Genomic DNA, 24,228 nt, shown 5'->3' on the forward strand with positions numbered 1-24,228 from the left:
AATGGAGGCTGCTGTGGCGCAAGCTAACCTGTCTGAAACGCTATTCAAACCCTCTTTCAAACATCCAGAAACCTCGACGTTAGTCAGACGCACGCGGAATAGTCAGGACGTGCAGGGGCTGCATTCTACGCTGGAAGGAGAAAAAACCCGCAGTTGGTATCGGATGATTAACCGGCTGATGTGGATTTGGCGTGGTGTCGATCCGTGGGAAATCGAAGACGTGCTGTCACGTATTGCCGCCAGTAAGGCTGACAGAAGCAACGAGCAGTTGCTCGATACGGTGATCGGCTACCGCGGTGGTAACTGGATTTATGAATGGGCGAAGCAGGGCGCAGACTGGCAGCAGCGGGCGATCGAGAGTGAGAGCGACGCACAAACCGGGCAGTTCTGGCTGAATGCTGCCAACCTCTACAGCATCGCTGCCTATCCGCATATTAAAGGCGATGAGCTGGCGGAACAGGCGCAAACGTTGGCCAATCGCGCCTATGAAGAAGCGGCCAAATATCTGCCTTATGAACTCAAAGCGCTGGCTTTCCCAATTACGGGCGGCGGCACGCTGACCGGCTTTTTACATATGCCATCACAAGGGAAAGCGCCTTTCCCTACTGTTTTGATGTGCGGCAGCCTGGAAATGTTGCAAAGCGATTATCATCGCCTGTTTCAGAACTATTTTGCACCCGCGGGTATGGCGATGTTAACGATTGATGTTCCCTCCGTTGGATTTTCTTCCCGCTGGAAGTTGACTCAGGACTCCAGTTTCCTGCATCAGCAGGTCTTGCGCGCACTGCCGGATATCCCGTGGGTTGATCACTGTTGCGTCGGTGCGTTTGGCTTCCGCTTTGGTGCCAATATTGCCGTTCGGCTGGCTTATCTGGAACCACAGCGCTTACGTGGTGTGGCCTGTCTCGGCCCGGTGGTGCACCATCTGTTAAGCGATCCGACTCGCCAGCAGCAGGTGCCGGATATGTTTATGGATGTGCTGGCGAGCCGGTTAGGTATGCCGTACTCGACGGATGCGTCGCTGAAAACCGAACTGGGGCGCTATTCGCTGAAAACGCAGGGGTTGCTAGGACGCCGCTGCCCGACGCCGATGCTCGCAGGTTACTGGGATAACGATCTGCTATGCCCGAAAGAAGAAGCCAGCCTGATTGTGAATTCATCCGCGCAAGGAAAATTGCTGCCAGTTAATTTCTCGCCGGTATACCAGAACTTCGATCGTGCATTACGGCAAATCAGCGGATGGTTGCAGGATAAAGTGTGTTGAGCATGATTTATCAATGGCAGGCGTAGAACCTGCCAATTTTTTACTCGTTTGGGCGATCGTTGAGGGATGCAATGATGTGGGGAATGGGGTCTCGTCAGCGGCAAAGTCTGCATGACATCTGTTGTTCTGAATTACCGCTGGAAAAGAAAAAGCGACAAATCGACCGCTTTCTGGCACAAGGGGGCAGTATTAATGAAAGGCAGCCCAATAGTGCTAATGTACTCGGTTTACTAACGGTAAGTACGGAAGCGCCGGATACGGCGTTGGTTCGTTACCTGCTGGATAAAGGGGCCTTCATTGAACAACCGGGGGGATTTAGCTCATTGCATAATGCGATCGAGTTTTTCCATCTGGAACTTGCCGAGCTCTATCTTCAGCATGGTGCTGATGTGCATTACCTCAATTACTTCAGCAATTCGTGGCTGAATTATCTGTATTGTCCTCAGGAACGGTATATCTACACCGATGAACAGCGTAAGCAAATGCTGGATCTGTTGTTACGCTACGGGTTGGATCTCAATCGTGAAACCATTTTCTGGACATCGCTGGAAATCAGCTTTCCGATTGACGTCATTGTGAGTGAAAAAGATGTGAGTCTTCTGGAGCACATTTTTCAGCTCGATATTCCTATTCATTTCGCCGAAACCGGCATTTTTGAACGTATCTTTACCTATAAAAGCGAGTGGCTTCCATTGCCGCTCTTTCAGCAGATCGTGAAACGGGCGGGTGGATCGGCTTATCGTGAGTCCGGCGTGATACTTTCCGAAGACAAAAAAATCCGTACCGATGGATCGCTATTGGAAATGGCTATTTTTTACGGTGCGGACGAGCGACTTTGTGCCTGTTTGCTCGATACCTGTCCTGATATTCGCTGTGATGTGAACAGCTATAGCTTTGTTTTAGATGCTTTGCTTAATCTGTATTCGCCCGCACTGGTTGAGCGGATTATGCAAAAAACGGCGGATATCGACCGTCCTTATTCGCTGTTCATTCCTGCTGGCAATAAAAAGAAACCGGGGTGGGAGGAAGATGCCTACCCAGATGTCGGCAGCACAGCCATGATGCAGTTTGTTTATCACCGGTGTATTCGTGCGTTGCGGGAGCCAGAGTATTACCACTATTTCTACGACTGCGTGACTCTGCTGCTGAAATATGGTGCATCGCCAAACGTGGATAAAATGAATGGCGGTCGCCATTATGAGATGCGCAATTGGTCAATGCTGAATTCTGTATGCATCGATATGGTTGTGGAAAATCGTTTTTGTCCCGACTTGCTGGATTTATTTGTTGCTCACGGCGCGGATTTCAACCTTAAGAAAAGTGTAGTGAATGAACCGCTTGGCATTACGTTGCTTCAGCGTGGCTTCAATTCAACGAATGAAGGCGTGCTGTTTCAGGTAATGACCTACCTCTACGAACACGGTATGGATTTGCAGGCGACTAATGCTTATCTGATCAATATGGTTGCTGCCGCAGGTATCGGTTCTCGACCACGGATCATGCAATGGCTCATCGACCGTGGTGCGGATATTCATATCCTGAGTGGGTTCGACAATTCCCCCATTTTGCATAAAACCATCAGCCTTTATAGCGATGAAGCACTGACGCAGGAACGACGCGCAGAAACCGTTGCGGTACTGCTGGATAATGGCGCGAATATTGATGAGTTCTCGATTGATGAACAATTCACGCCATTGATGTGTGCGGCTTACTATGGCGAAGCGAAGTGTGCAGAAGTGTTGCTGGCTCGGGGGGCGAATCCGCTCGCCCGCAGTGCCAACGGCATGACGCCACTGCGCTGTGCGCTACACCGTGCCGATGCGGCAGCGGTGCGAATTTTGACCCTGCTTCACCAGTATGGGGTGACGATTGAGCGAGTGGACGAAGAGGGGAACGATCTACTGGTCAGTTGTATTCGTAATAAACACGAACTCATGTTTAAAGCGCTATTGGAGATACTTTCTCCTGATCTGGATGACATGCACCGGCTGCTGGACTGGCTGGCGCGGGGCAACCGCTACTGCTATTTCTCCGATCAGCTACGTCGGCAGGTTGCGCGACTAAGCTCGGGAAAATCCTCGCCATCTTCTCATTATTCGTTGCCGCTATAAGGACATAGTATATGTTTGGTTCATCTTCCAAAACGGACTCTTTAGATACGATTTGCTTCTCTGATGAATCCGTTAGCAAGAAACGGAAGCGGATCGATCGCTATCTGGCAGCGAATGGCGATATCAACGCGCTGAGCGACGGGCAAACCGTCCTATATAAATTGAGCCAGGATCGAGACTCGGAAATCGACCTTGTCCGCTACTTACTGGAGAAAGGGGCGAGTGTCGAAACGCCTGAAGGCGAAAGTGCACTCTTTGCTGCCATCACGTCTTACTCTCCTGAGCTTACTACGCTGCTTTTACAGCGTGGTGCCCAACTGGATTTTTATGATAACCAGAGGCGCGGTTGGCTAAACTGCTTTTTTGATCTGCCAGAAAGCGCGGTCTATACCCATGCTCAACGCGCTACGATGCTGGAGCGGTTGCTGGAAAATGGGCTGGATATCAACCAGCCCGTCCTGTTTCACCCTAAAGCGGAGAAACACCATCCGGTCGAGATTTTGCTGGAAAAGCAGGATCGCTTCTTGTTAATGCGTCTGTTTCAGGCGGATAGCCGGGTACGCCTAACGGGGACGTCGATACTGGAAACGGTATTTCGGCACGCCGGATCATGGATGACGCTGGAAGTCTTTCAGTTGATTGTTGCGCAGGCCGAGCGGGAAGGGATGCGGGAATCGGGTTTTATGCTGTCGTTTGATCAAGCTCTGAAAAATCAGACACAGAAAAGCACGTTCACCTGGCTGGAGATGGCGCTGCGTTGTGGCATGCCTGCACCATTCTGTGCGTTCTTATTGGAAACATTCCCGGATATGCGCTGCGACGTGCCTTCGCACAGCGTCCTGCTGGATGCGCTGGAAAAGTCGTATCCTCCGGCACTGATTCGGCGTATTGCGGAACGGACTGCTGACCTTGATCGCCGCTACCCGCTGCGTTTTGATCAAAACGAACCTGACTATGAGGGGGATGAGTATTACGCAGAGCATGAGCATTATGCCAGCCAGGGCACCGTACTGGCGCAATATCTCGTGCTGAGTGCAAAGGCAGCGGTGACTGATAGTCGCGTTTATCGCGTGTTTTCTTCCACCCTCCAGCATCTATTGGAATCAGGTGCTTCCCCTAATATCGGCTATACGATTTGGGAGGATTGCGACGACACACCGACGACGTGGCCTGCGCTTTATACGCTCTGTGAGGCGATGATCGCCACCGGACAATATCATACCGATCTGATCGATCTGTTAATGGCACACGGCGTCGATTTCAATCAGCAACATGTACTGCAAGAAAGTGGAGCGCTTCCGCTGGGTATGGCGCTGCTCCTGTATTCACAATCAAGCCCGCATGAAAGCGCACTGTTGAATATCTTCCAGCATCTGCATGCCTGCGGAATGAACCTGCATAGTTTGGCACCAGACGGGATGAATATGGTCTATGCTGCCGCTGCTGGATGCCGTCCACTGGTGCTGAATTGGCTGATTCAACAAGGAGTTAGCCTCAATACGGAAACCGCTAGCCACCTTTCTCCGCCGCCGTATCGCGTTATTTATAATGTGGGCGTAACGTCCGAAAGACGTAAAGCAACGCTTGAGGTACTGCTGCAACACGGGATAGATAAAGACATCGTGTGGGGCGAACACGCGATGACGCCGTTGATGCTGGCGGCGAAACAGGGCGCGCAGCATTGCCTTGAGGTGTTACTACAATATGGTGCGAACCCGAATGCACGTGCCGCAGGCGGAATGACGCCCGCGCTGTTTGCGATAATGAGCCGACACTCTATTGATTTCCCGCCTCGCCCTGAGTCAGTGTCCGCCCGTATGCTGGCGATACTGCATGCCTATGGTGCGAATCTCAGCCAAGGGAATGACGACGGAATAACGCCGCTGTCGCTTAGCGTGCAGGACGATCGGAAAGAGATCTTTGAAGCGTTGCTCAGGCTGACGTCGTTTACCGAGGAACAACTGAGATGCTTGCTGGACGGCAAACGTCCGGTTCTCGCTTATTTTGCTGAGCGCCTGCAAACGTTGTTGGCATTACCTGCACCACACGCTGAAGCGGGGCTTTCATATTTTTCCATACCGCGTAAACCCGCGGCACTGGGGCCCGTTAGGGGAGAGGCAGAAAAGTCAGATGCTGGTAGTAACTTCATGCCAGGTGGTTGATAAATTACCATTCTCTGCTAAAAAGAAGGTTCAACCAAAGGAGATCGCAGATGATGTTACCGAGTGGACACGCCAAAAGCCGACTGATGAAAAATTTTACAGCGTTGGGGCCTTATATACGTGAAGCGCAGTGCGAGGATACCGCGTTCTTCTTTGATTGTTTGGCTGTCTGCGTCAACACCAAACCTGCACCGGAAGAGCGTGAGTTTTGGGGCTGGTGGCTGAACCTGGAAGATACCGGTAAAGCTTTTGCCTATAAGTATCACTACGGCCTGTTTGACAAACAGGGCAACTGGCGTGAGGAAAAAATTAAAGACAAAGCCGCGATGGAACAGGTGGAAAATGCCAAACAGGCTTTTCATGTCCGACTGGAGAAACTGCTGCACTCGCTGGAACCCGCCTGTACTCTTACTGTACGACCGTGATGCTTCCTTGACGATCCCCGATTTATTCGCCGGTTTTCGCGTTGTGCCTGTTGGCATAACGCGTCTGTCCTGCTACAACGTTTTCCTTATTCTTATTTTTTGACATCTAACGGCAGAAAAATTATGAGCGGCAGCCAGACTTTGGTTGTGAAACTGGGCACCAGCGTGCTAACCGGCGGTTCGCGCCGTCTTAATCGTGCCCATATTGTTGAACTGGTGCGCCAGTGTGCGCAGCAACATGCGGCAGGGCATCGGATTGTTATCGTTACTTCGGGGGCGATTGCCGCCGGGCGCGAACATTTGGGTTACCCCGAACTCCCGGCCACGATTGCGACCAAACAACTGCTGGCCGCCGTGGGTCAAAGCCGCCTGATTCAACTGTGGGAACAGCTATTTTCCATTTACGGCATTCATGTTGGGCAAATGCTGCTGACGCGTGCCGATATGGAAGATCGTGAACGTTTCCTCAATGCGCGCGATACCATGCGGGCGCTACTGGATAACAACATTGTTCCAGTGATTAATGAAAACGACGCGGTTGCTACCGCTGAGATCAAGGTTGGTGACAATGACAACCTGTCCGCGCTGGCGGCGATTTTGGCCGATGCGGATAAGCTGCTGCTGCTGACCGATCAGGCCGGGCTGTTTACCGCCGATCCGCGTAATAATCCTGATGCTGAGCTGATCCGTGAAGTGACTGGCATCAATGATGCACTGCGCAGCATCGCAGGGGATAGCGTGTCTGGCCTCGGAACGGGTGGGATGTCGACCAAATTGCAGGCTGCCGATGTGGCCTGTCGCGCGGGTATCGACGTAGTGATTGCCGCAGGCAGCAAGCCCGGCGTGATCGGTGATGTGATTGCCGATATTTCCGTTGGAACGCGTTTTCATGCACTCGATGCGCCGCTGGAAAGCCGTAAACATTGGATTTTTGGTGCGCCACCTGCGGGAGAAATCACCGTTGACGACGGCGCGATCTCTGCGATCCTCGAACGCGGCAGCTCGCTGTTGCCGAAAGGCATTCGCACGGTGGAAGGCAATTTCTCTCGCGGCGAAGTGATCCGCGTGCGCAGCCTGGCGGGTCGTGACGTGGCACATGCCGTGACGCGCTATAACAGCGATGCGCTGCGTATGATTGCCGGGCATCATTCTCAACAGATTGCCGATATTCTTGGCTACGAATATGGTCCGGTAGCGATCCACCGCGACGACATGATTATCAATTAAGGAGTTCGCGATGCTTGAACAAATGGGTAAAGCGGCAAAAGCGGCCTCTTATCAGTTGGCAGTTTTGAGTACCGCGCAGAAAGATCGTGCGCTGCTGACGATTGCAGATTTGCTGGAAGCTGAGAGTGCGGCGATTCTGGCGGCTAACGCACTGGATTTAGCCGATGCGCGCCAAAATGGCATGAGTGAAGCGTTACTGGATCGTCTGCTCTTAACGCAGGAAAGGCTGAATGCGATCGCCAGTGATGTGCGTCAAGTATGTCGCCTGACCGATCCGGTGGGGCAGGTGATTGACGGTAACATGTTGGATAACGGGCTTAAGCTGGAGCGTCGCCGCGTGCCGCTGGGCGTAGTTGGCGTGATTTATGAAGCACGCCCGAACGTCACTATCGATGTGGCTTCCCTGTGCCTGAAAACCGGTAATGCAGTGATTCTGCGCGGTGGCAAAGAGACGTACCGCACCAATGCGGCGACGGTAGAAGTCATTCAGCAGGCGCTATCACTGTGCGGCCTGCCTGCCGCTGCGGTGCAGGCGATTGAAAGCCCGGATCGCGAATGGGTTAATCAACTGCTGAAATTGGATCGCTACGTGGATATGCTGATTCCGCGTGGTGGTGCAGGCTTGCATAAACTGTGTCGTGAACAATCGACGATCCCTGTCATCACTGGTGGTATCGGCGTGTGTCACATCTATGCCGATGACAGCATCGATTTCGACAAGGCGCTGAAGGTGATTGAAAGTGCTAAAGTGCAACGCCCTAGTGCCTGTAACAGCCTGGAAACGCTGCTGGTCAATCGAGGTATTGCCGACCGTTTCCTGCCAGAACTGAGCAAGAAAATGGCAGCGTCGGGCGTCACGTTACACGCCAGCCCTTCAGCAATGCCATACCTGACCTGTGGCCCAGCGAGTGTAGTCGCAGTGGAAGAGGCCAACTACAATGACGAATGGCTCTCTAACGACCTGAACGTTACGCTGGTGGACGATCTGGATGCAGCGGTTGCGCATATTCGTGAGCATGGTACGCAGCACTCCGATGCCATTCTGACTCGCTCCTTGAGCAACGCGGAACGCTTCGTGCGAGAAGTGGATTCCTCGGCGGTGTATGTCAACGCCAGTACACGCTTCACCGACGGCGGCCAGTTTGGTTTGGGCGCGGAAGTGGCGGTCAGTACCCAGAAGCTGCACGCGCGTGGCCCGATGGGGCTGGAAGCGCTGACCACCTATAAATGGATTGGTTATGGCGACGATTTGATTCGTGCGTAATGTTGATTTTTCAGCCATGAAGCTGATTTAGTCAAAGGAGGCTCGCGATAAGTCAGGAAGACAAACCGCGAGCCCTTGTTTACCGTAGTTTATTGATTAAAAATGCTAAGGCTGCTTATTAATGGTGGCCTTGTGCAACCCCTCCTGTGCCATCTGGAAGCCCAATTGCCACATTTTGCATCATGCCCTGATCTTCATGATCCAGGATATGGCAGTGCAGTACAAACTCGCCGATATAGCGTTCATAACGTGTCCGAATAGAGATCTTGTACGTGCCCTTTGGCGCCTCTGTGGATTCCAACGCGCCATTTATATTGCTTTTTATCCATAGTGTGTCCTTCCACACGCCTTTCAGACCGGCATATTGTGAGATACTGCCATCCGCTTCCTTTGCGCCTGGCAAGCTTACGTCATTACCATCCGGATCGAGGACCTGAATAATTTCGAAGGGATTCACATGGATATGGAAAGGATGACTGACAAAATAGGATTGCAATTGCCATTCTTGAGCAGTTCCGAGCACTAGTTGGCGATCGATATGTTTCGGATCATAAGGCCGAGCGCCCTCAGGGCTATAGGAGCCATCGCTATTTTTTACTACAGAAAATGAGTTACCCACCTCAAACGTTGGGGGCTTTTTCGTGACATCAATGTAAAACACCAACTCCTGCGGTGGAACATGGCTGACTTCTTTATCCGTAATAGGCGGATGGGGAATGAATTTGGTCAGTTTGAGCCCATCTTCCAAACTACTGACGATTTCTTTAGCCAGTTTGGCTGGCTGATAGGTTTTTTGCGCTTGCGTGATTAATTGCTGAGTGGTTGATGCGATGGGGTCTGCTATAGACTGCCCGCCTTTAACTCTGACAAAACCTAAAACCGAACGTGCCTTGTCTTCACGTGAGACGTTATCCGCCGCTTTTACTGGCGGATTGACAATACAATAGAGGCCGTCTTCGGGGAAATTGACCAGTAGATCATTACGATAGCCAGGTTGTAGAGTAGTGTTCGTTTGTACCTGCCCTTGAGGCATCGTCAGCCCGTCGGCTGCGATGACAGCATAAGGAACTGGTGAGCCTGTGCAGAGTTCGCGTACAAATCGATCCTGATTTTCTGTACCAAGTGTTTTCTCCCGAGAGCGAAAATCACGGGTATCGAGCTTGCGGAACTCGACTTTTATCGTCTCACGCACCCCGGCATGAACCAAGCGCCAGCGTTCAATCTGACCTGCCTTAGCATTGGCAAAAACAGGCCTTACCCGGCCGTTGACCGTAGTAAAACGCCCTGAGTCATCCCACGATCCAGGTTTGAATTGTTCGTAAGAAACGACCTCACCAACTTCTCCAGGGGCGCATGACCAGTCAATTGAATCATCTGATTTTTTCTTCAGCTTGCCATCTTTGAGGCAGGCATAGGGAACTTGTTCAAAGACTAATAGGCGTTCAGGGAAGGGCTTGCCGTCCGCAGTTTTCAGCAACGTATCGATATCGCCGTTTGAGGTTTCGGTGGGTATGCGATCGCCCCGAATAACAAGCGCCCCGGCCATACCGCTGCCAACCTGAATTGCCGTTGAACCATGGTTGTGTGGGTGATACCAAAATGTTCCGGCTGGGTGATCGCTGGGGATATTATATTCATACTCGAATTTCATACCCGGGTTAATCGATAACAAAACATTATCGCTATTTCCCGTTGGGCTTATCCAAAGCCCATGGCTATGTAGATTGGTACGGTTAAAGCAGTGTGGGACATTAATATCTTCCGATTTTGTGGCACATTCAGGTTCAACGGGAAGCTGATTATCGAGCCTTATTCTGACGGTATCACCCGGCGTGGCTTCAATGGTTGGGGCTATAAAAGGATGATAGGGATCGACATTGGTGCCACTATAACTGCGTAAGCGAACTTTATCCGGATGGCCTTGTGCTGGGTTACGAATGAGTCCCTCGGTATATTGCACTTTCAGATCTAACGTTCGCTCTCGGCCTACATGAGGTGGCGCTGATTCGTTGATTTCCCTTTGGTAAAGCGTACCTGACGGCATTAATGAAGACTCTGTCAGTACGGGGGGATTTATGAACGTGTTCGCTTGCTGTTCATTTTCTACCTCTTGCGCCCCGGTGTGGGGGAAATAAAAACTGAATAGTAAAGCCGTTGCGCTGAGAAGTGATTTTTTATGCACCATATATTCTCCATGCCTAAATATTTTAGTGTTATACCCTAAATAATTCGAGTTGCAGGAAAGCCAACGCATATGCAGCTTGAAGTATAACGGGCATATGTAATTTAATTGACTTGCTATGATAAGGTGGTTTGTTTTTTATCTTTTTGTTTTCATTGTTTAATTAACGATCTTCACCTAGAGTATATAAGATGATTCATGGTTTTTTTAAACGATAATACCCCTTGCTATTTATGGCGTAATTATTTAAGTAAAGTTAAAAACATTAAGATAGTAAACATAAAAACAAAGTAAATTTTTAAAAAATAACTTAATGTGATAAATGATTTTGGATGTTTATTTTTTATAATTATTTGTTTTTTTATTTATGTTCTCGCTAATTGTTTCCTGCGATGTACCCAATAATCCCCAATATGTGGGTTTTCGGGCCTGAAAACGATCGCGATCTCGCGATGTTGATAGGTGAGCCTGTGTAACGCAATCCTCGTGTGTTAAGCCTGAAAGTTATAAAATATTTTGTTATTAGTTTGGTTAATTATTAGAAAATCTTCATTTTTCATCAAGCGACGATAAAACCAGCAGACGAGCGCCAATCACTTGACTTGATGTGCTGATTTCACTAGTTTGTCACCCCGTAGTTCACGTCAGGCTCTCGCCGCGACGATTCTCAAAGCCGATATAGCTCAGTTGGTAGAGCAGCGCATTCGTAATGCGAAGGTCGTAGGTTCGATTCCTATTATCGGCACCAGTCTGCCTATTTTAACGTCTCCCTAAGTCTACTCAAACACCCTTTAAACCCTTATAATACGCGGTTTCACGGCCCTTATTGTCTCTGCTCGTCTACTCACGTTCACAGAAATCTACGGTGAGTTGGGGGCATTGGTGGGGGCATGTCGTGTTCGGTCTAGAGGATATGCCCCCATGAAGCTCAATGCCAGACAGGTAGAGACTGCCAAGCCCAAAGATAAACCCTACAAGTTAGCGGATGGTGGGGGCATGTATCTGGAGGTGTTCCCCAACGGCACCAAAAGCTGGCGCATGAAATACCGGATCGCAGGTAAAGAAAAACGTGTGGTGTTTGGTGTCTATCCGACCATTACTTTAGCCGATGCCAGAAGCAAAAGAGATGATGCTAAAAAGCTGCTGGTTAATGGCGTTGATCCGAGTGCGTTTAAGCAAGAAAGCAAACAAGCCCACATCGAAGAAGTCAAAAACACCTTTCAAGAAATTGCGCTCGAATGGCACAGCATGAAAGTGAAGAAATGGTCTGCGGGGTATGCCTCTGACGTTCTTGAAGCGTTCAACAAAGATGTCTTCCCGTTCATTGGTCAACGCCCTATTGCAGACATTAAGCCGTTGGAATTGCTGAACGTGCTTAAAAAGATGGAAGACCGAGGCGCGACCGAGAAAGCTAAGAAAGTGCGTCAACGCTGTGGTGAAGTGTTTCGCTACGCCATCGTGACAGGCCGAGCTGAGTATAACCCCGCGCCAGATCTCACCAGTGCCATGCAAGGGCATGAATCAACACATTACCCGTTCCTGACCACCGAAGAGCTTCCCGCCTTCTTTAAAGCCCTTGCTGGCTACTCTGGTAGTGAATTGATGGTGCTGGCAGCAAGATTGTTGATCATTACTGGCCTGAGAACAGGTGAATTGCGCGGTGCGTTATGGTCGGAAATCGATACTGATAAAGCGCTATGGGAAATTTCTGCTGAACGCATGAAAATGCGCCGTCCTCATATCATCCCGCTATCTACCCAAGCACTAGCCATTATCGAACAAATCAGAGCAATGACGGGGCAATTTCCTTTACTGTTTCCGGGGCGCAATGATCCAAGTAAGACCATGAGCGAAGCCAGTATCAATCAGGTATTTAAGCGAATTGGCTATACAGGCCGGGTTACGGGTCACGGCTTCCGTCATACCATGAGCACCGTTCTTCATGAACAGGGCTACAACACCGCTTGGATTGAAACCCAACTGGCGCATGTTGATAAGAATGCTATCCGTGGCACCTACAACCATGCGCAATATCTCGATGGCAGACGCGAGATGCTGCAATGGTATGCCGACTACATGGTAAGCCTTGAGAAAGGCGACAATGTGGTGCAGGGAACGTTTAATCGATGTGGATAAGCAGTGAGATCCTAACGTGTAAGAAACGTTTGGCAGAATGCCCGGATGGTTTTAAGACAACGCTCCTGAAGGGGTTTCTATCATATAGAAAGCCCTTCAGGAGCCAACAAGCGCAGCGCGTTAGCCAGCCGTGTAATTTCGCGCATAAATATACGGTGCGACGTAGCCCTCTCGGTTTACGTCCAGATAATCCGACCACCACTGCATTATTTCGATTCTTGCTTCGAGATGCTCCGCTTTATGCACGTAGGCAGCCCGCACGCCGTTGCGTTCTTTGTGGCTCATCTGCCGCTCAATGTCATCCTTTGACCAGCGTCCGGACTCGTTCAGGGCGCTACAGGCCTTGCGAGTCGGTGAGTTTATAAGATTTTGCGAGAGGTTTCGCGGATCGGACTTTTCTGTCAGTTGTTAACATATGAGGGTCACTCCCGTTCATCGAACTGAATGACCCGCAATCTGACCCACAAATTCCCCGATACGAAGGGATAAATCAAAACGTATCGGAAAAGATTTTTACGCCAATTATATTGAATCTCAACAAAATAAGGATTGATAAGGAGGCATAAAAAGGAAAGGTGGTGCTGGACTCGGACACACGCCGAAGGCGTTGAACATCGCGCTTGTCGCGCTGGCCCTGAAAGGGTGAGCCGCTGGCGGCAAATAATCGAACGTAGTTCGATGGAGAGTCCCAACCCCAAAAGCAAAAAACCAGCCGTTAGGCTGGTTTCTTTAAATTAGTGGTGCCGGACTCGGGATCATTCAGCTTTCTATTAAGTTGAAATGTAGCATAAATTTTAACCGTGGCTGTTGTCAAGACCCGTGGGTTGACCCGTATTTGGGTTGGTAATTAAAATGTAGTGCAGCATCCTCTGGGGTTGTTCATACCTTATGCGATATTATCCAAGCCTTGTGCACAGCGATCTCCCTGATGGTATATAATCCTTATGTCATCAGATATCTATAATGAATCGCTGAGTTTGCCGAGATACTTTTGTTACCTAAAGCAAAAACGTATTTAAGTCAAACTTACACTTAGACCTTAAGGGAGTATAGAGTATGTACTAAAATTTACACAGGAAATTCGTATGCCTAATTGAAATTATCGTAGGTGTAGCGTAGTGTCTGTATGGAAGCTCTTAAGTAGAGCTTTTGCTTCTAAGATGAACTTGTAGTCATATGGTTGCTTTTGAGTTAAATAATCATAACGTTATTTCCCTTCTTGGGATTTATGATTTTAATTTCATGGGAAAATTTTTTTAAAATAAAAGACTATGTGACCATCACTAGCTGTTTTTTTATGGTTACAGCGTTCGCAATTTCCACAGTAGTCAAAATGTATTTCTATTTTCAATTAATATTAACCACAAGGAAGATGTCATGAATTGCAGCGACCTTTTTTATTTAACAGACAATCCAGAAAATACTCTTCATCAGAGAACAAAAATATCTGATGTGGTTTTGTCAAAAGGCATAGCAAAGAAAGATGAGTTAATAGAGTTCTTACGTGAAGAGCTAAAAGAATCATTCGATTGCGAAGTTAAGTTTTGGTTGCAAGGCTCTTATAAAAGTCACACTCTAATAAAACCTGTTGATAAGTTCTCATCATATGATATCGATATTGGAATATACTTATTCTTTGATGCTGAAGAGGAAGGTGTCGACTCTAAGGACGTTAAAGATATATTAAGGGATGCCCTTTCTTCATACTGTGAAATTAATAATGAAGCAGAACTTCAAAAGTCAAAAAATGCTTGCGAGGGTCTGAAATTTTCAACGTTTCTTACTGTTGATACGCCAATTTATTATAAGACAGCAGATGGGTTAAAATTAGCTACAGATAGTGGGTGGAGTGATAGTGATCCTAAAGCCATACAAGAATGGCTTACGGATTATTATGACGACAAGTCTGATAGAGCTTTAATGAAACGAATTGTTCGATATTTTAAAGCTTGGATAAATGTAAAGTGGCAAGGGACTAAGTTCAAGAAATTACCATCACTGGCTATGAACGTACTCGTAGCTCAACATATGAAAAAGTATTCTCGCGAGGATGAATGCTTTGTATATACAGCATTAAGTATTTGTGAGGAGCTTGAATCTACGTTTATCGTCAGTAACCCATTGAACAGTAGTAATATAGTTTCTATGCCATTTGACTCTGAAACCTTTGCTCATCAGAAATTAGATGAATTAAAGCAATTTTGTCTTAAATGTCTTGATGCCGATGATTTTCAAAGAGGAATCCTATTTTCTAATATTTTTCAACATTACTTCCCTCAAGTGTATTTAGATGCTGGGAGCGAAATTGTTGGTTTACCTGCAGTGGTAACTGTTCCAGAAATTTCAATTTGTAGATATGATAAAAATGGTAATCATGTTGAAACAATAACTACAGATACATTAACTGTAAACAAAGGCGACTCACTAACCTTTACCATTTGCAACCATAATGAATTCAATATCTATTCAAATGCACAATGGACAGTAAGGAATGTCGGTGTTCAAGCAACAGACGCTAATGATATTGGACATACTGTTGTAAGTAAAACCAATGAAAGCCATAAAAGAGATACTTCCTACACAGGTGCCCATACAATGGAATGTATGATTAATTATAACGGGTCCTTAATAGGATTTAAAACAATACATGTAATGGTTAAGCCTGCCCGTACTGTGAGAAGAAAAATAAATAAGATATGGAGGAAATGACATGTGGGATCTTTTGCCATTAAAAATAAAATATGGAACCCCTGCGGCAATATCTATTGTGGTTTATTCGTTTTTTAGTGAGTATTTGAGTCAACCATTTTTTCGCTCAATTTCATATACTATTACCACAATTACTGTATTAGCCTGGATTTCAGGTAAGTATCTATGGAAGTATTTTTACATTGATTATTTAAAGAATAATTTCTGTCCGGATTTCAATGGCCAATGGATAGGAAGTATAGAATCGAATTACAACGGAAATACTAAAATCGAATTTCCAATTGAAATAGAAGCGAGTTTTTTTTCAATAAAAATGAAAGGGACTACAACAATTGGAAGGACTTACTCAAATTATTGCAAAATTTTCAGAACAGAGGACGATTGCTTTGAACTACACTACATGTTTAAGGTATTTAATGATACTCCTTCAGTGACAGATGAGAGTTTTTATGAAGGAGCGGCTAGATTACGAGTAACTGATATAAAAACAATGAGTATGAAAGGGGTGTTTTGGACTAATCGTTGTTGGCAGAATGGTGAAAATACTGCAGGTGTAATTAAATTCGAGAAAAAAAATTAGCATCATTGTGAATTCCTCTGGATATCTGATTCAAGCTGGCACCGATATTGGGATGGGAACATTCTAAAATACCCCCCCTTTAAATTAGGGGGATGATTTATATATCATCAATTAAGCCTTTACGCAAACCGTTCTCTCCAGTAGAACTGTACTGTACAACTGTTCTTTCCTTGGGCCAATCAGCTAACTCTGCAGGCATATTATTATCAACAACGATTATTTGACACGGGATCTTTCTGTTTTCAGAAAAGTTATAAAGATCGATGAGAGTGCTGAATACCAATTCATATTTTTTAGGAGCAGATGTACCCTCAATTACATCCTCTTTTACATCTGTACCCGAGAGATACTGTTGCTTAGTGCTCTTTCCCAAATATTTACCTACCGTATCCAATAATAAAATTCTAGGATGGTTAATGTTATTGTAAAGTGAATGCCTAAGTCTTGATTTCATGTAACTAATCGTAATCAATGTTTTCAGACCGCCAGCAGTTATTTTAAAATAGTCTCTATCTCTTACAACCGTAGAAATAAGTTGTAGAGTGAATGGAGATGCCAGTTCTTTTCTTAATGTTTATATGCTTAAGGAACTCACTAAGGTTATCCCCCAATGCAGATAATACCCCGGTAATGTTGTAAGTATGCCATCAGGCAGGGCCATTCACGTTTAGATATTTTCAGCTACTCATGCTGTGCATGGTGCTGTGGGCCAAGCCCAATGTGAATGCATTGAATTTCTTTCAAATCCCCCAAAACATAAGATTAATAGCATCTTTGATCTCATCCGCGTAGTCGCCAAGATCCGCAATCACTTCACCCATGACTTCAACAGGTACGCTCGATAGTTCAGTCGTCATCAGCCGATAATCTTCGCCGTCGATGCGGATCAGAGGAAACAGCGTATTATTCACTTTCTCAGACAGGTTATGTGCTTCGATAAGCGGGATGACCATGCGCCGCTTGGGTGTCTCGACAATATCGCTTTGCACATCGACAAACATTTTGTAGCGGCTGGCGCGTCTGTATTGATAAACAATGAATTGCATGATCACCAGTTCCTGTTTTCATCCGCAAACGAGCCATTCTGCGCGATAAATCGGGCGACTTCTTCCATCCCTTCGCGGTTTTCCTTCTTCCACTCCTCAGCCTTGATGCGGCGGGCTTCTTTGCCAATGGCGTCATTCACTAGCCCGGAAATATTGACTCCGGCAGCACTCAGAACCTGGTAATTGTCTTTGTCCACGGTAACGCTGACGCGGTGTTTCATGATAGTGCTCCTCTCTTGTGCATACTTTGAGTATATACTTCATATGATTGTTCAGCAATTAGCCAAGATTCAAATCCAACCCCTTCAACTCCTCAAACGTATAAACCCGGAAAACATGGCGGTGCTTCGTTTCCAGCGGGATATGTTGATGATCCACGATGACGTATTTCACGCTATTGAACAGCAGTTCGATAGCCCGTTTTTTCTGTGGATCTGGCACGATATAGAAGACGTACATCCAAAGTTTTTGAGTACGAGTTATCAAATGCTGGGTGATAATAGTCTGATACCGGGCCTTGGTTTTCAGATGGCGTTCAGTCTCAATGGCGATGACGGTTCCGTCTGGTAACGTTATCACCCCGGCCGGGCGATGATATACCTCATAGCGGCTGCGGAATGTTGAATCAGCGCCGCTGATCCACCCATAAGCGCCTTTCTTCTCAAGAAGGAGCCGTGCGAGCTGACGATCAAGGCGCTGTATCAGCGTCCAGCCAGTGACTTTTGAGGGCTCAAACCGTGCAGGAAAGCCATCCTCATGCGGTGTAACGACAACGGATAATCCGTCGTTGGTGATCCCCCATAGTGAGATTTTTTCCATTCTTGTGCAAAACGTCTGTTTTTGAATGAATCCCATATCGATGGCTTTTTCCAGCAACAGATACAGCGGCTTGTGATTTTTATAATTAAAAAGCAGCATCAGCGTTTTAAAGTCGCTGTAGGTTTCTTCTTTCAGAAAGGTGAGCAGAAGTCGCATTTTTTCGTGACTACGCGCCCGGCGTTCACGGTAATCAGAAATCAGCATGGTTCCTCCTTCGCATTTTACTGGGGTGTTCGCTCTTTCGGCTTTATCGCCTCATTACATGGGCGCATACCTTGGGGTACTGGCATGAGTCGACGTCATGAGGCGATCTTGTGGGGATAAAGAGGTGTCTGCTTTGCAGCCATGCGCCGGAAAATACCTTTCCCGGCACAAAACGGCGTGCGCCAGTTCATGCGGGCTGGACGCCCTTATTGCCTGTCGCATGGGGGTAATGTCGCGGCTGGACGCCACGCCAAAACCCCCAACGTCAACAGCGGCACACCGTCGCCCGCTACGCGCGACTACCCCCTTTGAGACGCCGTTTTTAGCCCACTTTTTCTTTTGCCCGTTCCGGCCAGCGAAAAAATGGGAAAACGCCTTCAAAGCGGGTAGTCGCGCCTCGCTACCGGCTTGTGACCGGAGACTTAGCCGCGACGGTGTGCGGGGCTGTCGCCCCCCAAATAAACCGACGCGTGGGCGCGTCTTTTTGCTCGCTGGGGCGGCAAAATTTATTCGGCTCCCCCCGGCCTGCTCGGTTTCCCTTGGAGGAAACGCTCGCCGGTGGGTTCGTGCGACGCAAATGAGCCCTTTCTGCGAAAGGCCATTTTCTCGCCTCACACCACGGATGAATGCCCGCGAAGCGCAGGCATTCACCCGCCTAACCCCGTCGCGTCCTGCGTCGTGCCTGAATGGCATATTGAGCGCTGTAAATGTTGCGAAAATAAAACGTTCAGGCATGTCTTCTCCCCACTGGAATCAGCCAGTAGGGAAGGCTATCGGGAAAGAGGGAAGATGCCTGCAAACAATTCAATATCGGATAGGGAGAATTATGGTTATTGAGCCACGAAAGAAAAAAAGCTCTGACCTAACGGCAGAGCTTTAATCAGGCAGAACATATTTAGATGGTTATCTGACGGTGAGTGAATGTGCGCGTTTGTGCATCGTGGTAAGGGCTGGGATGAGTAAACTGATTGCGGTTAACCCATGTCCCAACTGGCACAAGCTTTCAGGCGTCGATTCGCACACGTCATTATCGGCAAAGGTAATCAGCGCATCACCAATGAAATTCAGGCAATGGCAAAGCCCGGCCTGTGTTTCGGCGCAATACTCAGTGACCTGCGAGAGTTCGTCAGTGTCCATGTTTGAAAAGTCCAGACGGGCCAGCGCGGCACTCATGGCGGAGTAATGGTTCTCATAATCCGGCAGTGATTGATAAGACGCGCCCGTGTTACTATCGGTGTCAGCCATAGCATTAGTCCTCATAATGTTGTGGTCAGAAGCCCGGTTAGTGTTGGCGCACTGCCGGGTTTCGTTTTTCACCATGAATTCGCTCTTGGTGTTCATACACCTTAGCGCTAGGTGCACATACACGTCAACGTGTTTAAAAATATTTTTCCTTGTATAGTGTGCGTTCAGCGAGAAAGGAAAACGGCATGCCTACAGGTTCTAAAAACAAGCGCTCGACCACAAAGGGAATTCGCTTCCCGCATGAGCTTATCGAAGAAATCAATGCCAGCGTTGCGCAGGAGAAAGCGGAAGATCCCGATGCTAATTTTTCAGCCTGGGTTCTGGATGCTTGTAACAGAAAGTTGGCAGCGCCAAAACGCGACAAGCCTGTGAAATCCTGACGTATAAGAAATGTTTAGCAGAATGCCCGAATGATTTTACGGCAACGCTCCTGACGGGTTTTCTATCACATAGAAAGCCCTTCAGGAGCCAACAAGCGCAGCGCGTTAGCCAGCCGTATAACTTCGTGCATAAATATACGGCGCGACATATCCTTCACGGTTGATGTCCAGATAGTCCGACCACCACTGCATCATTTCGATTCTGGCTTCCAGATGCTCCGCTTTGTGCACGTAGGCAGCCCGCACGCCGTTGCGTTCTTTGTGACTCATCTGCCGCTCAATGGCATCCTTTGACCAGCGTCCGGACTCGTTCAGGGCGCTACAGGCCATGGTTCTGAAACCATGCCCGCAGACTTCGGTTTTGGTGTCGTAGCCAATCACGCGCAGCGCCTTGTTGATGGTGTTTTCACTCATCGGCTTGTTCAGTGTATGTGCGCCGGGAAAAACGAAGACCGATTCGCCGGAAATCACCTGAATCTGTTTCAGCAGGGCGACCGCCTGCCGTGACAGCGGCACCAGATGTTCATCCTTCATTTTTGCGCCACGCTCTGAGAATCGCACGCCGTTTACCGCTTCACGTTGGGCGGGCACGCTCCAGATATGCGCTTTCAGATTGAATTCATCCCAGCGGGCAAAACGGAGTTCACTGGAGCGCAGAAAAACGTGCAGATTCAGCTCCAGCGCCAGACAGGTCAGCATCCGGCCTTTGTAGTTCTCCATCTTCGCCAGCAGTTCAGGCAGGCGTTTCAGCGGCAGGGCGGGGTGATGTTGGGTCACGACCGGGGTCACGACACCGTCCAAATCGTAAGCCGGATTATATTTGATGACGCCCTGCTGCACGGCGTGGCGCATAATTTTAGTCAGATGCTGGCGCACTCGTCCGGCGACGTCATGCACGCCTTTATCGTCAATCGCCTTAACCAACTGCGCAAGATGGCGGGTTTCAACCTGAGCAATATCCATCGCGCCAATCATGGGGAAAACGTAGCGTTTCAGACAGGTGAGGATTTTATCGGCGTGCGCGTCCGACCAGAGTTTAAGGCTGCTGGTGTGCCACGCCATCGCGACAGACTGAAAGGTGCGGGATTCCTCAACGGCGGGGTTGTTCGATTTACGAAGCTGAGAAGGGCTGAGTCCAGACGCCAGCAACTTACGTGCTGCATCGCGCTTTTCGCGGGCTTCTGCCAGTGTGATTTGAGGATAGGGGCCGAAGGCCAGACGGTTTTCCTTACCGCCGAAGCGATAGCGGAAATACCATAACTTAGCGCCGCTGGTAGATACCGTGAGGTACAGGCCTTGCGAATCAGTGAGCTTATAAGATTTTGCGAGAGGTTTCGCAGATCGGACTTTGCTGTCAGTTAACATATGAGGGTCACTCCCGTTCATCGAACTGAATGACCCGCAATCTGACCCACAAATTCCCCGATACGAAGGGATAAATCAAAACGCATCGGAAAAGATTTTTACGCCAACTTATTGAATCGCAACAATATAGGGATTGATAAGGAAGCATAAAAAAGGAAAGGTGGTGCCCGGACTCGGAATCGAACCAAGGACACGAGGATTTTCAATCCTCTGCTCTACCGACTGAGCTATCCGGGCAACGGGGCGCATTAAACCGTATTGGCTGCGTGGCGTCAACGGGTTTCTGTCACAAAGCGGAGCGTCTGCGCTATTTTCAGGCAATTGTATTATTTGCTAGCCGATTTCTGACGATCCTTTCAGCACACTTAGTGTGGTAATGTTTCTTTCTGATACGCGCGGTATGTTTCGTTGCACTTTTTACCGCGTTGAGCGCAGGCTGCATTGTTGAATTTGGTGAAGAATAATGCCACTATTGCGCGGTTTTTTAACGTCTCGTTCACCTGAACGCCCCTTTAAGCGTAGTTAGCGTATAGCTAAAAGAGGATCGCCGATATGTCAGATTCATTGCTAATGGTGCAGAACGCCCGCGCCAGCTCGTTGATGACGTCGCTGCGTGTTTCTTCTTATCACCACTGCGCGGTTTACTTTTCTTCCTGTCGATTATCCCCCTTCACCATGCGGTGAGGCGTTCGTTCGCTCGCTGTTAGGCATGAGTAAAAATAGAGTGCTGCTCTGCTTTTACTGATGTCTATCGGATGGTGCTGGCTCCAGTTTTTCCATTCTTAGCCTACAGTTTACCTGTAGGGATCATACGCTTGTCGTTATTGATTGGCATTGTGATTGGTCGGGATTGTTATCCCTGCACGGTGTCTTCCAGGCACGTCCACTTACCCTTAACCGTTTGGGTTTGGTTACATGAAACAGTTAAAAATTGCGGCAAATGCAGCGGTTGCCACCCGTTTAATCACAACGCGCGAGATTGTCGCGTTGAGTCAGACTGACTTCACCGATGTGGCGGCAGTTGTCGTCTCTATTGAAGAAGCCCGTAGCGGTATTTTATCGATATTGCAGCACACCGGTTTTAGCATTCCGGCGTTTGTCGAAGAGCCTGATGAAGATAAAGAGTCAGATGTTCTGCCTGCGGGCAGCGAATGGCTGATTCTCGATGATGAAGGTGAGCATGCCAGCGTGCTGGAACGTGCGGCGAAAGCCTATCAGGATGCGCTGCTGCCGCCGTTTTTCGATACGCTGACCAAGTACGTCAAAATGAAAAATACGACGTTTGCCTGCCCCGGACATCAGGGCGGTCAGTTCTTTCGTAAGCATCCGGCAGGGCGCCAGTTTTTTGAGTTTTACGGTGAGAACGTTTTCCGTTCGGATATCTGTAACGCTGACGTCAAACTGGGTGATTTGCTGATTCATGAAGGGGCGGCGAAGAAGGCACAGAAGCACGCTGCGCGGGTATTTAACGCTGATAAAACCTATTTTGTGTTGAACGGCACCTCCTCTGCGAACAAAGTGGTGACGAACGCGCTGCTGGCGCGTGGCGATCTGGTGCTGTTTGACCGTAACAACCATAAATCCAGCCATCACGGTGCGCTGATTCAGGCAGGGGCGACGCCGGTCTATCTGGAAACTGTGCGCAATCCGTTCGGCTTTATCGGCGGTGTGGATGCGCACTGCTTTGATGAAGCCTATCTGCGTAAGCTGATTGCGGAAGTGGCGCCGGAACGTGCCAACGAGCAACGTCCGTTCCGTCTCGCGGTGATCCAACTCGGCACCTATGACGGCACGATTTATAACGCGCGTCAGGTGGTCGATAGCATCGGGCACCTGTGTGACTACATCCTGTTTGACTCGGCCTGGGTTGGTTACGAGCAATTTATCCCGATGATGGAACAGTGCTCGCCGCTGTTGCTGGATCTGAACGAAAACGATCCGGGTATCTTCGTCACCCAGTCGGTGCATAAGCAGCAGGCGGGCTTCTCCCAAACTTCGCAGATCCACAAAAAAGATACGCATATCAAAGGGCAGCGTCGTTTCTGTAACCATAAGCAACTGAATAACGCCTTTATGCTGCATGCGTCGACCAGCCCGTTTTACCCGCTGTTCGCCGCGTTGGATGTCAATGCCAAAATGCACGAAGGGGCCAGCGGGCGTCGTATGTGGATGGATTGCGTGAAGCTGGGCATTGAAGCGCGTAAGCAACTGTTGACGCGCTGTTCGCTCATCAAACCGTTCGTACCCGTAACGGTGGGCGGTGCGCTCTGGCAGGATCACGATACGGAAACGATCGCGCAGGACGTGCGTTTCTTCAATTTTGAGCCGGGCGAGAAATGGCACGCGTTTGAAGGATACGCAGAGGATCAGTATTTTATCGATCCCTGCAAATTGTTGCTGACTACGCCGGGTATTGATGCGACTAGCGGCGATTACACCGAATTTGGTATTCCGGCGACGATCCTTGCCAACTATCTGCGTGAGCATGGAATTATCCCTGAAAAATGCGATATGAACTCGATTCTGTTCCTGCTAACGCCAGCGGAAGACGCTGTAAAAATGCAGGAACTGGTGAATGCGCTGGTGCATTTTGAAACGCTGATTGCCCGTGATGCGCCGCTGAGTGAAGTGCTGCCCAGCCTGTATCAGAAATACAAAGAGCGTTACCGTGGTTACCGACTGCGTCGGTTGTGCCAGGAAATGCATGATTTTTACGCCCAGCACAATGTGAAAGATCTGCAAAAAGCGATGTTCCGCAAAACCGAGTTTCCGTCCGTGGTGATGTTGCCACAGGATGCCAACAGGGAATTTGTACGCGGGAATATTGAGCTTATTCCTATCGATGAAGCGGAAGGACGTATCGCGGCAGAAGGGGCATTGCCGTATCCACCGGGCGTACTGTGTGTGGTGCCTGGGGAAAGCTGGGGCGGGGCGGTACAGCGTTATTTTCTGGCGTTGGAAGATGGGATTAACCTGCTGCCCGGTTTTTCACCGGAATTGCAGGGGGTTTACAGCGTTGCGGAAGAAGATGGCAGCAAACGGCTGTACGGCTACGTAGTAGAAAAATAACGATATCTCTCTTCAAATCAGGAATTCAGGCTCGGAAACG

Annotated in this window: 20 protein-coding genes, 2 tRNA genes and 1 pseudogene; 14 read left to right on the forward strand and 9 right to left on the reverse strand. The window is 48.7% G+C overall.

Going from position 1 to position 24,228, the window contains the following annotated elements; genetic code table 11:
- The first annotated feature begins 13 nt into the window (after positions 1-13).
- From frsA to proA, 6 genes are all read left to right on the forward strand, one after another.
- Positions 14-1,264, forward strand: a complete 1,251-nt coding sequence (gene frsA / locus A8F97_RS01465; protein ID WP_014701112.1) for an esterase FrsA — start codon at positions 14-16, stop codon at positions 1,262-1,264.
- A 71-nt stretch (positions 1,265-1,335) separates the two neighbouring features.
- Positions 1,336-3,375, forward strand: a complete 2,040-nt coding sequence (locus tag A8F97_RS01470; RefSeq protein ID WP_033071880.1) for an ankyrin repeat domain-containing protein — start codon at positions 1,336-1,338, stop codon at positions 3,373-3,375.
- An 11-nt stretch (positions 3,376-3,386) separates the two neighbouring features.
- Positions 3,387-5,537, forward strand: a complete 2,151-nt coding sequence (locus A8F97_RS01475; RefSeq protein ID WP_033071879.1) for an ankyrin repeat domain-containing protein — start codon at positions 3,387-3,389, stop codon at positions 5,535-5,537.
- 50 nt (positions 5,538-5,587) lie between these two features.
- A complete protein-coding gene (crl, locus tag A8F97_RS01480; protein ID WP_015731047.1) occupies positions 5,588-5,962 on the forward strand; it encodes a sigma factor-binding protein Crl in 375 nt (124 codons plus the stop codon).
- A gap of 123 nt (positions 5,963-6,085) precedes the next feature.
- Positions 6,086-7,189 (forward strand): glutamate 5-kinase, encoded by a 1,104-nt coding sequence (gene proB / locus A8F97_RS01485; protein WP_014701108.1) that lies wholly within the window; start codon positions 6,086-6,088, stop codon positions 7,187-7,189.
- 10 nt (positions 7,190-7,199) lie between these two features.
- Entirely contained in the window at positions 7,200-8,453 is a 1,254-nt protein-coding gene (gene proA, locus A8F97_RS01490; RefSeq protein WP_025920014.1) for a glutamate-5-semialdehyde dehydrogenase, read from the forward strand.
- A gap of 118 nt (positions 8,454-8,571) precedes the next feature.
- Here the strand turns inward: proA and A8F97_RS01495 are convergent, their stop codons facing one another.
- Positions 8,572-10,638 carry a multicopper oxidase family protein gene (locus A8F97_RS01495; RefSeq protein WP_033071878.1) on the reverse strand — a complete coding sequence of 689 codons (2,067 nt, stop codon included), beginning with the start codon at positions 10,636-10,638 and terminating at the stop codon, positions 8,572-8,574.
- Between the two features lie 669 nt (positions 10,639-11,307).
- Here A8F97_RS01495 and A8F97_RS01500 point away from each other — a divergent pair.
- Positions 11,308-11,383: transfer RNA gene (locus A8F97_RS01500), tRNA-Thr, on the forward strand.
- 173 nt (positions 11,384-11,556) lie between these two features.
- Positions 11,557-12,771 (forward strand): tyrosine-type recombinase/integrase, encoded by a 1,215-nt coding sequence (locus tag A8F97_RS01505; RefSeq protein ID WP_033071877.1) that lies wholly within the window; start codon positions 11,557-11,559, stop codon positions 12,769-12,771.
- A 120-nt stretch (positions 12,772-12,891) separates the two neighbouring features.
- Here the strand turns inward: A8F97_RS01505 and A8F97_RS22870 are convergent.
- Positions 12,892-13,113: pseudogene (locus tag A8F97_RS22870) on the reverse strand (integrase); the annotation flags it as partial.
- 1,035 nt (positions 13,114-14,148) lie between these two features.
- Between A8F97_RS22870 and A8F97_RS01510 the strand changes: the two are divergent.
- Positions 14,149-15,480, forward strand: coding sequence for a cyclic GMP-AMP synthase DncV-like nucleotidyltransferase (locus A8F97_RS01510; protein WP_033071876.1), 1,332 nt, complete (start codon positions 14,149-14,151; stop codon positions 15,478-15,480).
- A 1-nt stretch (position 15,481) separates the two neighbouring features.
- Entirely contained in the window at positions 15,482-16,060 is a 579-nt protein-coding gene (locus A8F97_RS01515; protein WP_033071875.1) for a Cap15 family cyclic dinucleotide receptor domain-containing protein, read from the forward strand.
- Positions 16,061-16,157: 97 nt separating this feature from the next.
- Here the strand turns inward: A8F97_RS01515 and A8F97_RS01520 are convergent, their stop codons facing one another.
- The 4 genes from A8F97_RS01520 to mobC all read right to left on the reverse strand — a co-directional run bounded on the left by A8F97_RS01520 (position 16,158) and on the right by mobC (position 18,129).
- Positions 16,158-16,514: a hypothetical protein gene (locus tag A8F97_RS01520; RefSeq protein WP_033071874.1), complete on the reverse strand. Its 357-nt coding sequence runs from the start codon at positions 16,512-16,514 to the stop codon at positions 16,158-16,160.
- A gap of 286 nt (positions 16,515-16,800) precedes the next feature.
- Positions 16,801-17,106 carry a type II toxin-antitoxin system toxin CcdB gene (ccdB, locus tag A8F97_RS01525; protein WP_033071873.1) on the reverse strand — a complete coding sequence of 102 codons (306 nt, stop codon included), beginning with the start codon at positions 17,104-17,106 and terminating at the stop codon, positions 16,801-16,803.
- A gap of 2 nt (positions 17,107-17,108) precedes the next feature.
- Positions 17,109-17,327, reverse strand: coding sequence for a type II toxin-antitoxin system antitoxin CcdA (ccdA, locus tag A8F97_RS01530; RefSeq protein ID WP_015855076.1), 219 nt, complete (start codon positions 17,325-17,327; stop codon positions 17,109-17,111).
- Positions 17,328-17,385: 58 nt separating this feature from the next.
- A complete protein-coding gene (mobC, locus tag A8F97_RS01535; protein ID WP_033071872.1) occupies positions 17,386-18,129 on the reverse strand; it encodes a MobC family replication-relaxation protein in 744 nt (247 codons plus the stop codon).
- 141 nt (positions 18,130-18,270) lie between these two features.
- Between mobC and A8F97_RS24310 the strand changes: the two genes are divergently transcribed.
- Positions 18,271-18,441, forward strand: coding sequence for a hypothetical protein (locus A8F97_RS24310; protein WP_154665134.1), 171 nt, complete (start codon positions 18,271-18,273; stop codon positions 18,439-18,441).
- A 591-nt stretch (positions 18,442-19,032) separates the two neighbouring features.
- Here A8F97_RS24310 and A8F97_RS01545 read toward each other — a convergent pair.
- Positions 19,033-19,374, reverse strand: a complete 342-nt coding sequence (locus tag A8F97_RS01545; RefSeq protein WP_033071870.1) for a hypothetical protein — start codon at positions 19,372-19,374, stop codon at positions 19,033-19,035.
- Positions 19,375-19,559: 185 nt separating this feature from the next.
- On the opposite strand from A8F97_RS01545, the gene A8F97_RS01550 reads away from it, so the two are divergent.
- Positions 19,560-19,754 (forward strand): YlcI/YnfO family protein, encoded by a 195-nt coding sequence (locus A8F97_RS01550; RefSeq protein WP_033071869.1) that lies wholly within the window; start codon positions 19,560-19,562, stop codon positions 19,752-19,754.
- A gap of 105 nt (positions 19,755-19,859) precedes the next feature.
- Here A8F97_RS01550 and A8F97_RS01555 read toward each other — a convergent pair whose 3' ends face one another.
- Positions 19,860-21,119, reverse strand: coding sequence for a tyrosine-type recombinase/integrase (locus A8F97_RS01555; protein ID WP_069704166.1), 1,260 nt, complete (start codon positions 21,117-21,119; stop codon positions 19,860-19,862).
- Positions 21,120-21,280: 161 nt separating this feature from the next.
- Positions 21,281-21,356 (reverse strand) — tRNA-Phe (locus A8F97_RS01560).
- A gap of 315 nt (positions 21,357-21,671) precedes the next feature.
- Here A8F97_RS01560 and A8F97_RS24950 point away from each other — a divergent pair.
- Together A8F97_RS24950 and A8F97_RS01565 are read left to right on the forward strand one after the other, a co-directional pair.
- Entirely contained in the window at positions 21,672-21,803 is a 132-nt protein-coding gene (locus A8F97_RS24950) for a hypothetical protein (RefSeq protein WP_257785658.1), read from the forward strand.
- A 231-nt stretch (positions 21,804-22,034) separates the two neighbouring features.
- A complete protein-coding gene (locus A8F97_RS01565; protein WP_033071867.1) occupies positions 22,035-24,188 on the forward strand; it encodes an ornithine decarboxylase in 2,154 nt (717 codons plus the stop codon).
- The last annotated feature ends 40 nt before the right edge of the window (positions 24,189-24,228 follow it).

Source organism: Pectobacterium parmentieri, assembly GCF_001742145.1.
Classification (GTDB): Bacteria; Pseudomonadota; Gammaproteobacteria; order Enterobacterales; family Enterobacteriaceae; genus Pectobacterium; species Pectobacterium parmentieri.

Excerpts from the sequence above, each read along its gene's own strand:
- A8F97_RS01545 (WP_033071870.1), bottom strand. The coding sequence starts at position 19,374 with ATGGCTGACACCGATAGTAACACGGGCGCGTCTTATCAATCACTGCCG.
- A8F97_RS01505 (WP_033071877.1), top strand. The coding sequence starts at position 11,557 with ATGAAGCTCAATGCCAGACAGGTAGAGACTGCCAAGCCCAAAGATAAA.
- A8F97_RS01555 (WP_069704166.1), bottom strand. The coding sequence starts at position 21,119 with ATGTTAACTGACAGCAAAGTCCGATCTGCGAAACCTCTCGCAAAATCT.
- A8F97_RS01495 (WP_033071878.1), bottom strand. The coding sequence starts at position 10,638 with ATGGTGCATAAAAAATCACTTCTCAGCGCAACGGCTTTACTATTCAGT.
- ccdA (WP_015855076.1), bottom strand. The coding sequence starts at position 17,327 with ATGAAACACCGCGTCAGCGTTACCGTGGACAAAGACAATTACCAGGTT.
- proA (WP_025920014.1), top strand. The coding sequence starts at position 7,200 with ATGCTTGAACAAATGGGTAAAGCGGCAAAAGCGGCCTCTTATCAGTTG.
- A8F97_RS01515 (WP_033071875.1), top strand. The coding sequence starts at position 15,482 with ATGTGGGATCTTTTGCCATTAAAAATAAAATATGGAACCCCTGCGGCA.
- A8F97_RS24950 (WP_257785658.1), top strand. The coding sequence starts at position 21,672 with ATGTCAGATTCATTGCTAATGGTGCAGAACGCCCGCGCCAGCTCGTTG.
- A8F97_RS01520 (WP_033071874.1), bottom strand. The coding sequence starts at position 16,514 with ATGAAATCAAGACTTAGGCATTCACTTTACAATAACATTAACCATCCT.
- mobC (WP_033071872.1), bottom strand. The coding sequence starts at position 18,129 with ATGCTGATTTCTGATTACCGTGAACGCCGGGCGCGTAGTCACGAAAAA.
- A8F97_RS01470 (WP_033071880.1), top strand. The coding sequence starts at position 1,336 with ATGATGTGGGGAATGGGGTCTCGTCAGCGGCAAAGTCTGCATGACATC.
- A8F97_RS01550 (WP_033071869.1), top strand. The coding sequence starts at position 19,560 with ATGCCTACAGGTTCTAAAAACAAGCGCTCGACCACAAAGGGAATTCGC.
- A8F97_RS01510 (WP_033071876.1), top strand. The coding sequence starts at position 14,149 with ATGAATTGCAGCGACCTTTTTTATTTAACAGACAATCCAGAAAATACT.
- A8F97_RS01565 (WP_033071867.1), top strand. The coding sequence starts at position 22,035 with ATGAAACAGTTAAAAATTGCGGCAAATGCAGCGGTTGCCACCCGTTTA.
- proB (WP_014701108.1), top strand. The coding sequence starts at position 6,086 with ATGAGCGGCAGCCAGACTTTGGTTGTGAAACTGGGCACCAGCGTGCTA.
- crl (WP_015731047.1), top strand. The coding sequence starts at position 5,588 with ATGATGTTACCGAGTGGACACGCCAAAAGCCGACTGATGAAAAATTTT.
- A8F97_RS24310 (WP_154665134.1), top strand. The coding sequence starts at position 18,271 with ATGCGCCGGAAAATACCTTTCCCGGCACAAAACGGCGTGCGCCAGTTC.
- ccdB (WP_033071873.1), bottom strand. The coding sequence starts at position 17,106 with ATGCAATTCATTGTTTATCAATACAGACGCGCCAGCCGCTACAAAATG.
- A8F97_RS01475 (WP_033071879.1), top strand. The coding sequence starts at position 3,387 with ATGTTTGGTTCATCTTCCAAAACGGACTCTTTAGATACGATTTGCTTC.